Genomic DNA, 13,630 nt, shown 5'->3' with positions numbered 1-13,630 from the left:
CCCTGGGGGCGTGGCAGCCGTCGATCCTTCCGAAGAGCTCAAGAACCTCGATACGACCCTGGGGTCGATCGAGGCCGTCCTCGACCTGGACAAGATCCGGGCCGACATCGCGGTCCTGGAGGAGGAGGCAGCGGCCCCCAGCCTGTGGGACGACGTCGCGAACGCGCAGAAGGTGACCAGCCGGCTCTCCTTCCTCCAGGGCGAACTGCGCCGGGTCGAGGGCCTCCGCGGCCGCTTGGACGACCTGGGCGTCCTGTTCGAGCTGGCCGAGGCCGAGAACGACGCGGACACCCGCGCCGAGGCCGAGGTCGAGCTGACGGCCCTCGCCAAGTCGGTCGAGGAGCTGGAGGTCCGCACCCTCCTGTCGGGCGAGTACGACGCCCGCGAGGCGCTGATCAACATCCGCGCCGAGGCCGGTGGCGTGGACGCCGCCGACTTCGCCGAGCAGCTGATGCGCATGTACCTGCGCTGGGCCGAGCGGCACGGGTACCCGACCGAGGTCTACGACACCTCGTACGCGGAGGAGGCCGGCATCAAGTCCGCGACCTTCACCGTGAAGGCGCCCTACGCCTACGGCACCCTCTCGGTCGAGCAGGGCACCCACCGCCTGGTCCGCATCTCGCCCTTCGACAACCAGGGCCGCCGCCAGACCTCGTTCGCCGGCGTCGAGGTGCTCCCGGTCGTCGAGCAGTCCGACCACGTCGACATCGACGAGTCGGAGCTGCGCATCGACGTCTACCGCGCCTCCGGCCCCGGCGGCCAGGGCGTCAACACCACCGACTCGGCGGTGCGCATCACGCACATCCCGACCGGTGTGGTGGTCTCCTGCCAGAACGAGCGCTCGCAGATCCAGAACAAGGCGTCCGCGATGAACGTCCTCCAGGCCAAGCTGCTGGAGCGGCGCCGCCAGGAGGAGCGCGCCGCGATGGACGCGCTCAAGGACAGCGGCAGCTCCTGGGGCAACCAGATGCGCTCCTACGTGCTGCACCCGTACCAGATGGTCAAGGACGTCCGGACCGCGTTCGAGGCCGGCAACCCGCAGGCCGTGCTGGACGGCGACATCGACGGCTTCATCGAGGCCGGGATCCGCTGGCGCAAGCAGCGCGAGACCGCCGCGCAGCAGTAGCCGACAGCGGTGGACGTACGGGAAGGCCCCGACCGGATCTCCGGTCGGGGCCTTCCCGTACGTCCGTGCACCGCGGGTACGTGTACCGCCGGTGCCTTCCTCAGGCCAGTGCCTGCCGCGCGAGCAGCACCACCGCGAGCAGCCCGGCCAGGACGGCCAGCAGCATCGCGGGGGAGAGCGCGGCGAACGGACCCTGCTGCTCCTGCAGCCTGGCCCGGGTGGCCCGGCAGGCGGGGCAGCGGCCGTCGCTGACGCGGCCGTTGCAGTTGGCGCACACCAGATGGTCGCAGGTCATGCGATCTCCTCCTCGCTGCTACTGCCAACGCACCGGAGCGGGCCTTGGTTCCTCGTTGTGCCCTGTGCGGCGGAGCGGTCGGGCCCGACCGCAACCTCCACTCTGCCAGGTTCCGGCCGTTCCGGCCCCCGGGCTGTGAGATGGCTCCCAATTTTCAGGGCATAACCGGGCATTCTCCCCCAGTTTTCTGCCGCTGTCACTCCCCGAACCTGCGGGCCGGGCGGGCCTTCGCGTATGGTCCCAAGCCGGGAGCGGCCGTTCCGTTCCCCTCGCCCGCCCCGGGCCGGGCATGCCGAGGGGCGGACCGACCGAGGATTGGCGCCGCCTAGGATGGCCTCCGTGATGCAGCCGTGATCAGATTCGACAACGTCTCCAAGACCTATCCCAAGCAGAACCGTCCCGCCCTGGACAACGTCTCGCTGGAGATCGAGAAGGGTGAGTTCGTCTTCCTGGTCGGCTCGTCCGGCTCGGGCAAGTCCACCTTCCTGCGGCTGTGCCTGCGCGAGGAGCGGCCCAGCACCGGCGAGGTGCACGTCCTGGGCAAGGACCTGGGCAAGCTGTCCAACTGGAAGGTGCCGCACATGCGCCGCCAGCTGGGCACCGTCTTCCAGGACTTCCGGCTGCTGCCGAACAAGACGGTCGCGCAGAACGTCGCCTTCGCCCTGGAGGTCATCGGGAAGCCGAAGAGCGCCATCGGCAAGGTGGTGCCCGAGGTGCTCGACCTGGTCGGCCTCGGCGGCAAGGAGGACCGGATGCCCGGCGAGCTGTCCGGTGGTGAGCAGCAGCGCGTCGCGATCGCCCGGGCGTTCGTCAACCGCCCGATGCTGCTGATCGCGGACGAGCCCACCGGCAACCTCGACCCGCAGAACTCGGTCGGCATCATGAAGCTGCTCGACCGCATCAACCGCACCGGCACCACGGTGCTGATGGCCACCCACGACCAGGCCATCGTCGACCAGATGCGCAAGCGCGTCATCGAGCTCGACAAGGGGCTGCTGGTCCGCGACCAGGCCCGCGGCGTCTACGGGTACCAGCACTGACCGTTCGGCGCTGAACCCGTGGGCCGTCCGCCCGCCTCCTCCGACCAGCAGTACCGACCCTGGAGTTGTTGAACGCATGCGCGCCCAGTTCGTCCTGTCGGAGATCGGTGTGGGTCTCCGCCGCAACCTGACGATGACCATCGCGGTCGTCGTCAGTGTCGCGCTCTCCCTCGCCCTCGCCGGTGCCTCCCTCCTGGTCCGCGACCAGGTCAACTCCATGAAGGGGTACTGGTACGACAAGGTCGAGGTGAGCATCTACTTCTGCACCAAGGCCGACGCCCGGAACTCGCCCCAGTGCGACAAGGGCGCGGCCACCGACCAGCAGATCGCCGACATCAAGACCCAGCTGGACAAGATGGACTCGGTGGTCCAGACCTCGACCTTCGAGAACTCCACCGACGCGTACAAGCACTGGAAGGAGATGAACCCGGACAACCCGCTCATCTCCGTCCTCGGCCCGGACGCCATCCCGCAGTCCTGGCGGGTCAAGCTGAAGGACCCGACCAAGTACGACGTCATCCAGAGCGCCTTCGCCGGCAAGCCCGGCGTGAAGTCGGTCGAGGACCAGCGGAAGATCCTGGAGAACCTCTTCGGTCTGCTGAACGGCCTCCAGACGGCGGCCTTCGTGATCATGGTGCTGATGCTCTTCGTCGCCCTGCTGCTGATCGTCAACACCGTCCGGGTGTCGGCGTTCAGCAGGCGGCGCGAGACCGGCATCATGCGCCTGGTCGGCGCCTCCAACTTCTACGTGCAGATGCCGTTCATCGCGGAGGCCGCGTTCTCCGCGCTGCTCGGCGCGGTGATGGCCTCCGGCCTGCTGCTCGGCGGGCACTTCTTCGTCCAGAACTGGCTGGCCGAGCGGGTGCAGTTCATCCACTTCATCGGCCTCTCCTCGGTGCTCGCGGTGATACCGCTGCTGGTCGTGGTGGGTATGGGCATGGCCGGCATCGCGGCCTTCTTCACCCTCCGCAAGTACCTGAAGGTCTGACCGGACAACGCTCCGGACGACCGGGCGGCCCCGGACGGCACTGCGCCGTCCGGGGCCGCCCGCGTTCCGTCGCCGTCCGTTGCGGCCCGCACGCTCGGATGCTGCGCCTAGACTCCGGTGCCATGCCCGTCTCTCCCCGTGCGACCCGTCAGGCGGCCACCCTCGGCCTGGTGTTCGGCGCGGTCCTGCTGGCCGGGGCCGCCACCGGCGCCTGGGGCGAGCCCGGCGCGGCGGCGCGACCGCCGTCGGTGGACACCGCCCAGGCCGTCGCCGCACCCGTCGGGGCCGGGCAGGACCCGGCCGGCGCGGACCTCTCCGAGCAGCAGGCCGAGCATCTGATCGGCGCCACCGGGGACCGTTGGGGCGCGTACTACAGCGCCCAGGAGTACGCCGAGTTCAGCCAGGGCCTGGACGGCCGCTACCTGGGCGTGGGCCTGTCGGTCGGCCGGGGCGAGGACGGCGTCACCACCGTCTCCCAGGTGCTGCCCGCCGGTCCGGCGGCCGCCGCCGGGATCGCGGTCGGCGACCGGCTGCTGCGGATCGGCGAGGACGAGGCCGACCGGCTGCCGGTCACCGAGGTGGTCGCCCGGCTGCGCGGACGCGAGGGCGCCGAACGGCAGGCCGGTTCCGAGGTGGTGCTGGAGCTGCGGCGGGGCGAGGGCGACGTCCGCGAGGTCCGGCTGCGCCGGGCGCTGCTGGACAGCCAGCAGGTGACCGTCGAGCACCTGGCCGGCGGCGTGGTGCGGATCGCCGTCCGGGCCTTCACCTCCGGCGTGGCCGAGCAGGTGCGCGCCGCCGTGCGCGGCGCGCGCGCCGGGGTGGTGCTCGATCTGCGCGGCAACTCCGGCGGGCTGGTCGAGGAGGCCGTCGGCACCGCCGGGGTCTTCCTGGACGGCGGCCCGGTCGGCTCCTACCAGGACCGCGGCGGCACCCGCGAGCTCACCGCCCCGCCCGGCGGCGACCAGCGCACCCCGCTGGTGGTGCTGGTGGACGGCGGCACCATGAGCGCCGCCGAACTGCTCACCGGCGCCCTCCAGGACCGCGGCCGGGCCGTGGTGGCCGGCAGCAGGACCTTCGGCAAGGGCACCGTGCAGCAGCCCAGCCGACTCGCCGACGGCGCCGTGCTGGAACTCACCGTCGGCCGCTACTACACCCCGGCCGGCCGCTCCCCGGAGGGCACCGGGCTGGCCCCGGACGTCCCGGCGGGCGCCGCGGAGGACGCCGACGCGCTCGCCCTGCGGGTGCTCGCCGGTCTCGGCAACCGCACGTAAAGGGGCTGCTGGCGGACGGCCGGAGGTGCGAGAATGACGGCGCTATGGCAAAGGAAACCGGACACAAGCTGATCGCGCAGAACAAGAAGGCGCGACACGAGTACACCATCCTCGACACCTACGAGTGCGGCCTCGTGCTCACCGGGACCGAGGTGAAGTCACTGCGCGAAGGGCGGGCGAACCTGGTAGACGGCTACGCCTACATCCAGAACCACGAGGCCTGGATCGACAACGTCTTCATCCCCGAGTACACCCAGGGGACGTGGACCAACCACGCGGCCCGGCGCAAGCGCAAGCTGCTGCTGCACCGGATGGAGATCCAGAAGATCGAGACGAAGGTCCGCGACGCCGGCCACACCCTCGTCCCGCTCTCGCTGTACTTCAAGGACGGCCGGGTGAAGCTCGAACTGGCCCTCGCGGTCGGCAAGAAGCTCTACGACAAGCGGCAGACCCTGCGCGAGAAGCAGGACACCCGCGAGACGGCACGCGCCGTGGCGGCCGCCCGGCGACGCCAGCGTTAATCGGCTGGACCCCCGCTGGTCGCCTCGCGTAGGATGGCGCCAGCAACAAGGACGGTCACCGTCCGAGCTGTTTCTCAAAAAAACATGGGGATGATCGGTTTCGACAGGGGATGTTGAAACAGGGGAAGCGAGCCGAGGAACGCGGCAATGATCTCGTTAACCACGTGTCGCAAAAAAATAATCGCCAACTCTAAGCGCGATTCCCAGCAGTTCGCTCTCGCTGCCTAATTAAGCACCGATAGCGCTTGGGTGTCAGACCGGGGAGTTCCCGACCCGGACCCTGGCATAATCTAGGGAACTCAACCGTCCGCCCGGGCTGCGAGGGCGGATGGGAAATCAAACAGCAGCTGGGCCTGTTGGCGGCTTGTCCGTGTGACCGCCAGGGCCGAGAAAAACACAGCGGACTGCGCTCGGAGAAGCCCTGAATTAGCACCACTGGACCCGGGTTCGATTCCCGGCATCTCCACCACCCCATGTTGACAGTGAAGGCCGTCCACCGCGTTGCGGAGGGCGGCCTTCACGTTTCCCCCGGCCTGGGCGTAGGATCGTTCGTCCGCTCGTTTCCCGGAGCGGGAATCCGCCGCAACCACCGAGGCCATGCAGAGCAACACGGACACCACTGCCACCGACCACGAGACCCTGCGCGCGCGCGAGATCGCCGGTGAGCAACGCCACCTCGACACCGTCTACCACCGTCTGGAGGAGAAGCTCGCCGAGGCCGAGTACATCCTCGAGGACGCCGCCAAGCGGGTGCACGTCGGTACTCCGGGCGCGCTCGCCGAGCGCGATGCCCAGGTGTACCGGGCCGGCGCGCACCTCCAGCGGCTCAACAACGAGTTCGAGGACTTCCTGTTCGGCCGGGTCGACCTCCAGCAGGCCGATGCCCCGGAGGAGCACGGGATCCCCTCGAACACCCCGCTCGACCCCGCTGACCCGGTCGTCGCCGAGACCCTGCACATCGGCCGGCTCGGCGTGCTGGACGCCGAGTTCGGTCCGCTGGTGATCGACTGGCGGGCACCGGCCGCCGCGCCGTTCTACCGGTCCACCCCGCTGGAGCCCGGCCGGGTCCTCCGGCGCCGGGTGATCCGCTCCAAGGGCCGCAAGGTGATCGGGGTGGAGGACGACCTGCTCCGCCCCGACCTCACCCCCACCCTGGACGGCGAGGAACTGCCGGTGGTCGGCGACGGCGCGCTGATGGCCTCGCTCGGACGCGCCCGCAGCCACACGATGCGCGACATCGTCTCCTCCATCCAGAAGGAGCAGGACGAGGTCATCCGCGCCCCCGCGGCCGGGGCCACCCTGGTCACCGGCGGCCCCGGCACCGGCAAGACCGCTGTCGCGCTGCACCGTGCCGCCTTCCTGCTCTACCAGGACCGCCGCCGGTACGCCGGGGGCATCCTGGTGGTCTCGCCGACCCCGCTGCTGGTCTCCTACACCGAGGGCGTGCTGCCCTCGCTCGGCGAGGAGGGCCAGGTCGCCATCCGCGCGGTCGGCTCGCTGGTCGACGGCATCGAGGCCGGGACCTACGACACCCCGCGGGCGGCCCGGATCAAGGGCTCGGCCCGGATGGTCCAGCTGCTGCGCCGGGCGGCCCGGGCGGCCCTGGAGCTGCGCGCCCCGCAGGAGCTCAAGGTGGTCGCCCGCGGCGAGGTGCTGCGGCTGGACGCGGGCCGTCTCAGGACCGTGCGCGGCAATGTCGTCGGCTCCGGCGGCACCCCGCTCAACCTGCTCCGCCCGCGCGCCCGCCGGCTGCTGCTGGACGCGCTCTGGCAGGAGGCCGTCCGCGACCTGCCCAGGCCGGCCGACCACTACGCCCGCGAGCGGCGCCAGGAGGAGAAGGAGTCCTTCGACGAGTACGTCTCGGACGAGGCGCCGTTCCTGGCCTTCCTGGACGCCTGGTGGCCCGCGGTCACCCCGCGCCGGGTGCTCGGCACCCTGAAGCAGTCCCGGCACACCAACCGGATCGCCCGCGGCACGGTCACGCCGGAGGAGTCGAAGGTGCTGGCCGCCTCCTGGCGGCACCTGTCCGAGCACGGCGACGGCGAGCTGTCGGCGCACGACGTGGCGCTGGTGGACGAGCTGCAGCTGCTGCTCGGCGAGCCGGCCAGGCCGAAGTACCGCGAGGTCGACGCGGCCGACCTGCTGACCGGCCTGGACGAGGTGACCACCTTCGCCGACCGCAACGCCCGGCAGCGGGAGCGGACGCCGGTCGAGCGCACCGAGTACGCCCACGTGATCGTGGACGAGTCCCAGGACCTCACCCCGATGCAGTGGCGGATGATCGGCCGCCGGGCCCGGATGGCCACCTGGACCATCGTCGGCGACCCGGCGCAGTCCTCCTGGCCGTTCCCGCAGGAGGCCCAGGCCGCGCTGGACGAGGTGCTGTCCGGCAAGCCGCGCCGCCGCTACACGCTGACCGTGAACTACCGGAACCCGGCCGAGATCGCCGAGGTGGCGGCCAAGGTGCTGGCGCTGGCCGCGCCGGGCACCCCGTCGCCGAGCGCGGTGCGGCACGTGGGCGTCGAGCCGAGGTTCGCGGCCGTCACCGACCCCTCGCCGGAGGTCTTCGGTGCCGCCGCCCGGGCCGAGCTGGAGCTGCTGCTGGGCGAGGTGGACGGCACGGTGGCCCTGGTGGTGCCGATGGACCGGCGGGCCGAGGCGGGCCGCTGGGCCGAGGGGCTGGGCGAGCGGGTGGTGACGCTGGGCAGCCTGGAGGCCAAGGGCCTGGAGTACGACGCGACCGTGGTCGCCGACCCGACCGGGATCGCCGGCGAGTCGGAGGCGGGTCTGCGGGTGCTGTACGTGGCGCTCACCCGGGCGACCCAGCGGCTGACCGTGCTGTCCGGGCCGGACGACCTGCCCGACGCGGCCGGGACCCCCGCGCTGCTGCGCGGCTGAGCGCGGCCGTCCGGGCGGGCGTCCGACCTGACGGAGTGTGACGGCCGGCCCGCCCGGACCGGCCGTCACCGGGCCGCCGGACCCCTGCGCGGGGACGGCGGCGGCGCACCGTGACGGAGCACGAAGAAGGCCCCTCACCCGGTGGGTGAGGGGCCTTCAGAAGCTACGACACCGACCCGCCATGCTCGCCTCGCGGCAAGTGGTCCCTCGAAGGGACGAAGGTTGGGCCCGGGGGCTTGGATCGAGCCGGTGTCCCGTCCAATGTAACGCATCGGGCGCCGGAGGCAAGAAGTTGTCGGGTCCGCACACTCAATGAACGTTATTTCTGACTGTGCCCTGGTAGGTGCGACGATCGAGGTCTAGCATGCGCAGGCGAGGGACTTCAACAATTTGTTGAACTCGCGGACGGACAGACGGAAGAAGGAACGTCGATGGCGACGGTGCCCAGTGTCTCCAACTCGATCACGGTACGGCTGGAGGTCCCGGCCACGGGCAACGCCGTCAGCGCGATCACCACGGCCGTGGAGTCCTCCGGCGGCTCGGTGACCGGCCTCGACGTCACGGCCTCCGGCCTGGAGGCGCTCCGGATCGACGTGACGGTGGCGGCCAGCTCGGTGGCGCACGGCGAGGAGATCGTCGAGAAGCTCCGGACGATCGACGGCGTCACGATCGGCAAGGTCTCGGACCGCACCTTCCTGATGCACCTCGGCGGCAAGATCGAGATGTCCTCGAAGCTGCCGATCCGCAACCGTGACGACCTCTCGATGATCTACACCCCGGGTGTCGCCCGGGTCTGCATGGCGATCGCCGAGAACCCCGAGGACGCCCGCCGCCTCACCATCAAGCGCAACAGCGTCGCCGTGGTCACCGACGGCTCAGCGGTGCTGGGCCTGGGGAACATCGGTCCGGCCGCCGCGCTGCCGGTCATGGAGGGCAAGGCGGCCCTGTTCAAGCGCTTCGCCGGCATCGACGCCTGGCCGATCTGCCTGGACACCCAGGACACCGACGAGATCGTGGCCATCGTCAAGGCGATCGCCCCGGGCTTCGCCGGCATCAACCTGGAGGACATCTCCGCGCCGCGCTGCTTCGAGATCGAGGCCCGGCTGCGCGAGGCCCTCGACATCCCGGTCTTCCACGACGACCAGCACGGCACCGCGATCGTGGTGCTGGCGGCGCTGATGAACGCGCTCAAGGTGGTCGGCAAGGAGATCTCCCGGATCCGGGTGGTGATGTCGGGCGCCGGCGCCGCCGGCACCGCGATCCTCAAGCTGCTGATGGCGGCGGGCGTCGAGCACGCCACCGTCGCGGACGTACGGGGCGTGGTCCACCAGGGCCGCGACGACCTCAACGACAACCTGCGCTGGATCGCCGACCACACCAACCGCTCGGGCCGCACCGGCAGCCTCAAGGAGGCGGTGGCGGACGCCGACGTCTTCATCGGCGTCTCGGCCCCGAACCTGCTGGACGGCGAGGACCTGGCCACCATGGCCGCGGACGCGATCGTCTTCGCGCTGGCCAACCCGGACCCGGAGGTCGATCCGGCGGTGGCCCGGCAGACCGCCGCGGTGGTCGCCACCGGCCGCAGCGACTTCCCGAACCAGATCAACAACGTGCTGGTCTTCCCGGGCGTCTTCCGCGGCCTGCTGGACGCGCAGAGTCGTACCGTCAACACCGAGATGATGATCGCCGCCGCCCGGGCGCTGGCCGCCACCGTCGGCGACGACGAGCTCAACCCGAACTACATCATCCCCAGCGTGTTCCACAAGGACGTGGCCAAGACCGTCGCCGCCGCCGTCCGGGACGCCGCCCTGGCCGCCACCACGGAGGCGCCCGCGCCGTCGCGTCCGACCCCGGGCATCGTCGGCACGCTCGACACCGCGTCCTTCCCCGCCGTGCGGCTCTGACCTCGGAATCCGTCGACGGGCCCCTGCGCCGGGCCCGGCATCCGGCTTCCGCGGCGGTGCCCGCGCGGTGACGTGGATCGATCAAATGACCGATTAGCGGTCGTACCCGCCCATTCCCGCCCCGAACCCTTGCGACACAAGGGCGAGGGGCGTGTTTGGGCTTGTCGGACCTAGGGCGTACGGTAGCCCTGCACGGGGCAGGCGTGTCCGACAAGTACGGAACGTCCCCCTGGTCTTCCGGCGCGTCGTCCCGACCGCCGCCCGCGCCCGGTCCGCCGGAGCCGACGGAGCGTCACACCTCCGGCGGGCGGGCGCTGTTCGGGTCGTTCCGCCGGGGCCCGATTGGCTTTCTCGGGGCCGGTCGGGGCAGGATTCGTATCCGGGCAGGCAGGCGGGCCTTCGAAGGCACGGCGCGCGGCACTGGGTGCGGACCCGGCTCGCGACCACGCATTGCCTGCATGAGCACAGTGTGCGGACCCGCGGCCCGTCCGGGTGCCTCCCGGTGGGAGTTCCGACGGGCCCCGGCACACCGCAAGCGAACAGACCACAGGAGTACACATGAACCGCAGTGAGCTGGTGGCCGCGCTGTCCGAGCGCGCCGAGGTGACCCGCAAGGACGCCGACGCCGTTCTGGCCGCCTTCGCCGAGATCGTCGGCGAGGTCGTCGCCAAGGGCGACGAGAAGGTCACCATCCCCGGTTTCCTGACCTTCGAGCGCACCCACCGCGCGGCCCGCACGGCCCGCAACCCGCAGACCGGTGAGCCGATCCAGATCCCCGAGGGCTACAGCGCCAAGGTGAGCGCCGGCTCCAAGCTGAAGGAAGCCGCCAAGGGCGTCTGAACAACCCCTTGAACGGCCGGGAGGCCGGGTCCCCCTCGTGGGGACCCGGCCTCCCGCCGTTGTCCGGCGGCCCCGGAGGGCCGCCGGACGCACCGGTCAGGCGTCGACGAGCTCGGCGCTCGGCTCCCCGGCGGCCACCGGGGGCAGCTCGCCCGGCAGCTCGACGTGGGCGCCGAGGTCGCGCAGCTTGTCCATGAAGTTCTCGTAGCCCCGGTTGATCAGGTCGATGCCGTGCACGGTCGAGGTGCCCTCGGCCGCCAGCGCCGCGATCAGGTACGAGAAGCCGCCGCGCAGGTCCGGGATGACCAGCTCGGAGCCGATCAGCTTGGACGGGCCGGAGACCACCGCGGAGTGCTGGAAGTTCCGGGCGCCGAAGCGGCACGGGGTCGCGCCCAGGCACTCGCTGTAGAGCTGGATGTGCGCGCCCATCTGGTTCAGCGCGCCGGTGAAGCCCAGCCGCGACTCGTACACCGTCTCGTGGACGATGGACAGGCCGGTGGCCTGGGTCAGCGCGACGACCAGCGGCTGCTGCCAGTCGGTCTGGAAGCCGGGGTGCACGTCGGTCTCCAGGGCGATCGCCTTGAGCTCGCCGCCCGAGTGCCAGAAGCGGATGCCCTCGTCGTCCACCTCGAAGGCGCCGCCGACCTTCCGGAAGGTGTTGAGGAAGGTCATCATCTCCAGCTGGCGGGCGCCGCGGACGTAGATGTCGCCCTTGGTGGCCAGCGCCGCGCAGGCCCAGGAGGCGGCCTCCAGCCGGTCCGGCAGCGCCCGGTGGTTGTAGCCGCCCAGCTCGTCGACACCGGTGATGAGAATGGTGCGGTCGGTGCCCAGGGTGATGATCGCGCCCATCTTCTGCAGCACGCAGATCAGGTCGACGATCTCCGGCTCGATGGCCGCGTTGCGCAGCTCGGTGACGCCCTCGGCGAGGACGGCGGTCAGCAGCACCTGCTCGGTCGCGCCGACCGAGGGGTAGGGCAGCTCGATCCGGGTGCCGCGCAGCCGCTGCTGGGCGACCAGGTAGGTGCCCTGCGGGTGCTTCTCGATGGTGGCGCCGAACTGGCGCAGCACCTCGAAGTGGAAGTCGACCGGACGGCCGCCGATGTCGCAGCCGCCCAGGCCCGGGATGAAGGCGTGGCCGAGGCGGTGCAGCAGCGGGCCGCAGAAGAGGATCGGGATGCGCGAGGAGCCGGCGTGCGCGTCGATGTCGGCGACGTTGGCGCTCTCGACGTGCGAGGGGTCGAGGATCAGCTCGCCGTCCTCGTCGCCGGTGCGCACGGTCACGCCGTGGAGCTGCAGCAGGCCGCGGACCACCTTGACGTCGCGGATGTCCGGGACGTTGCGCAGTCTGCTGGGGCCCTGGCCGAGCAGGGCCGCGACCATGGCCTTGGGGACCAGGTTCTTCGCACCGCGGACGCGGATCTCGCCTTCGAGCGGGTTTCCGCCGTGGACCAGCAGGACGTCGTCGGTCATCGTTCTCGCAATCCGGGGTGCCAGAGGAGTGGGGCGGGCTCGGCGACGAGCCAGTCGGTGGAGCGTTTCACGGGCGCGTCGGGCCCCCGGTGTGACCGAGTCGGCACCGTGGAGGGGCGTCCACCATCAGTAGATGGTAGTGGTCGTGCCGATGGTTCCTGTGAGCCTCTCCCGTGATGGTGCTCTCCCCGGGTCCGGGCGCGCGCGCCGGTGCGTCCGTACGGGTGTTCGTGGCGGGCGGACCCGGGCAGGGCCGGGTGGCCGCAGGGGTCGCCGTTTCGGGTGCCGCCGCCGGGGGTTCTGCGGGATCATGTGAGGCATGACGGCGGCCCATTCGCACGGAGGCCGGTCCCACACCGGCCGTCTGCTCGTCGCGACGCCCGTGCTCACCGACCCGAACTTCGCCCGGGCGGTGGTGCTCCTCCTCGACCACGACGCCGAGGGGGCGCTCGGTGTCGTGCTGAACCGGCCGACGCCGGTCGAGGTCGGCAGTGTGCTGGACGGCTGGGGGGTGCTGGTCGGCCTGCCCGCGGTGGTGTTCCAGGGCGGTCCGGTGGCGCTGGACTCGGCGCTCGGTCTGGCGGTGGCGCCGGGGGAGCCGGGCACCGGGGAGCCGCTCGGCTGGCGGAGGGTGCACGGCGCGATCGGCCTGGTGGACCTGGAGGCGCCGCCCGAGGTGCTGGCCGGGGAGCTCGGGGCGCTGCGGATCTTCGCCGGTTACGCCGGCTGGGCGCCCGGGCAGCTGGAGTCGGAGATCTCCACCGGCGCCTGGTACCTGGTGGACTGCGAGCCGGGGGACATCTCCAGCCCGGAGCCGGAGCGGCTGTGGCGGGCGGTGCTGCGGCGCCAGCGCGGGCCGCTGGCGCTGCTGGCGACCTATCCGGACGATCCGACCCTGAACTGAATCCGGCTCGGAATCGAAGGGGCGCCGTCACGCCGGCGCCGCGACACTGGCCCGCTTCTCCGGGGCGCCCATAGACTTGGCACTCATGAGCACTCTTGAGCCCGAGCGCGGCCTCGGCACCGGCACCCTGGTCGAGCCCGTCCCGCAGGTGTCCCACGGGGACGGCGACCACGAGCGCTTCGCGCACTACGTCCAGAAGGACAAGATCATGGAGAGCGCGCTCTCCGGGTCCCCCGTGGTGGCGCTCTGCGGCAAGGTGTGGGTGCCCGGCCGCGACCCGAAGAAGTACCCGGTCTGTCCGATGTGCAAGGAGATCTACGACGGCATCGGCAAGCCGCAGGACGGGGACGGCGACAAGGGCAAGTAGCCCGCG

General features: G+C 71.3%; 12 protein-coding genes and 1 other RNA gene. 11 read left to right on the top strand and 2 right to left on the bottom strand.

The window, feature by feature from the left end; genetic code table 11:
• Positions 1 to 10: 10 nt before the first annotated feature.
• A complete protein-coding gene (gene prfB, locus ACW14Y_RS16470; protein ID WP_380303842.1) occupies positions 11 to 1,126 on the top strand; it encodes a peptide chain release factor 2 in 1,116 nt (371 codons plus the stop codon).
• 100 nt (positions 1,127 to 1,226) lie between these two features.
• Here the strand turns inward: prfB and ACW14Y_RS16465 are convergent, their stop codons facing one another.
• Positions 1,227 to 1,421 (bottom strand): hypothetical protein, encoded by a 195-nt coding sequence (locus ACW14Y_RS16465; RefSeq protein ID WP_030394281.1) that lies wholly within the window; start codon positions 1,419 to 1,421, stop codon positions 1,227 to 1,229.
• Positions 1,422 to 1,771: 350 nt separating this feature from the next.
• Between ACW14Y_RS16465 and ftsE the strand changes: the two genes are divergently transcribed.
• The 8 genes from ftsE to ACW14Y_RS16425 all read left to right on the top strand — a co-directional run bounded on the left by ftsE (position 1,772) and on the right by ACW14Y_RS16425 (position 10,883).
• Positions 1,772 to 2,461, top strand: coding sequence for a cell division ATP-binding protein FtsE (gene ftsE, locus ACW14Y_RS16460; protein ID WP_030394280.1), 690 nt, complete (start codon positions 1,772 to 1,774; stop codon positions 2,459 to 2,461).
• Between the two features lie 76 nt (positions 2,462 to 2,537).
• Positions 2,538 to 3,449 carry a permease-like cell division protein FtsX gene (gene ftsX / locus ACW14Y_RS16455; protein ID WP_266311368.1) on the top strand — a complete coding sequence of 304 codons (912 nt, stop codon included), beginning with the start codon at positions 2,538 to 2,540 and terminating at the stop codon, positions 3,447 to 3,449.
• 122 nt (positions 3,450 to 3,571) lie between these two features.
• Positions 3,572 to 4,720 carry a S41 family peptidase gene (locus tag ACW14Y_RS16450; protein WP_456987359.1) on the top strand — a complete coding sequence of 383 codons (1,149 nt, stop codon included), beginning with the start codon at positions 3,572 to 3,574 and terminating at the stop codon, positions 4,718 to 4,720.
• Between the two features lie 44 nt (positions 4,721 to 4,764).
• The gene (gene smpB, locus ACW14Y_RS16445; RefSeq protein ID WP_030394277.1) at positions 4,765 to 5,241 is read left to right on the top strand and encodes an SsrA-binding protein SmpB; all 477 of its coding nucleotides are present in this window, start codon (positions 4,765 to 4,767) and stop codon (positions 5,239 to 5,241) included.
• A gap of 86 nt (positions 5,242 to 5,327) precedes the next feature.
• Positions 5,328 to 5,710: a transfer-messenger RNA gene (gene ssrA, locus ACW14Y_RS16440) on the top strand.
• A gap of 128 nt (positions 5,711 to 5,838) precedes the next feature.
• The gene (locus ACW14Y_RS16435; RefSeq protein ID WP_380303848.1) at positions 5,839 to 8,139 is read left to right on the top strand and encodes a HelD family protein; all 2,301 of its coding nucleotides are present in this window, start codon (positions 5,839 to 5,841) and stop codon (positions 8,137 to 8,139) included.
• A gap of 431 nt (positions 8,140 to 8,570) precedes the next feature.
• Complete coding sequence (locus ACW14Y_RS16430) at positions 8,571 to 10,043, top strand: NAD-dependent malic enzyme (RefSeq protein ID WP_380303850.1); 1,473 nt, start codon at positions 8,571 to 8,573, stop codon at positions 10,041 to 10,043.
• Positions 10,044 to 10,601: 558 nt separating this feature from the next.
• Entirely contained in the window at positions 10,602 to 10,883 is a 282-nt protein-coding gene (locus ACW14Y_RS16425; RefSeq protein WP_045938702.1) for an HU family DNA-binding protein, read from the top strand.
• A 96-nt stretch (positions 10,884 to 10,979) separates the two neighbouring features.
• Here ACW14Y_RS16425 and murA read toward each other — a convergent pair whose 3' ends face one another.
• Positions 10,980 to 12,353 carry a UDP-N-acetylglucosamine 1-carboxyvinyltransferase gene (gene murA / locus ACW14Y_RS16420; RefSeq protein WP_380303853.1) on the bottom strand — a complete coding sequence of 458 codons (1,374 nt, stop codon included), beginning with the start codon at positions 12,351 to 12,353 and terminating at the stop codon, positions 10,980 to 10,982.
• 319 nt (positions 12,354 to 12,672) lie between these two features.
• Here murA and ACW14Y_RS16415 point away from each other — a divergent pair, with 319 nt between their 5' ends.
• On the top strand, positions 12,673 to 13,257 hold the full coding sequence (locus tag ACW14Y_RS16415; protein WP_030394273.1) for a YqgE/AlgH family protein: 585 nt from the start codon (positions 12,673 to 12,675) through the stop codon (positions 13,255 to 13,257).
• An 85-nt stretch (positions 13,258 to 13,342) separates the two neighbouring features.
• Positions 13,343 to 13,624, top strand: a complete 282-nt coding sequence (locus ACW14Y_RS16410; RefSeq protein ID WP_030394272.1) for a DUF3039 domain-containing protein — start codon at positions 13,343 to 13,345, stop codon at positions 13,622 to 13,624.
• The last annotated feature ends 6 nt before the right edge of the window (positions 13,625 to 13,630 follow it).

The organism is Kitasatospora sp. cg17-2 (genome assembly GCF_054031055.1).
This window is presented reverse-complemented; position numbering and strand designations above follow the sequence as displayed.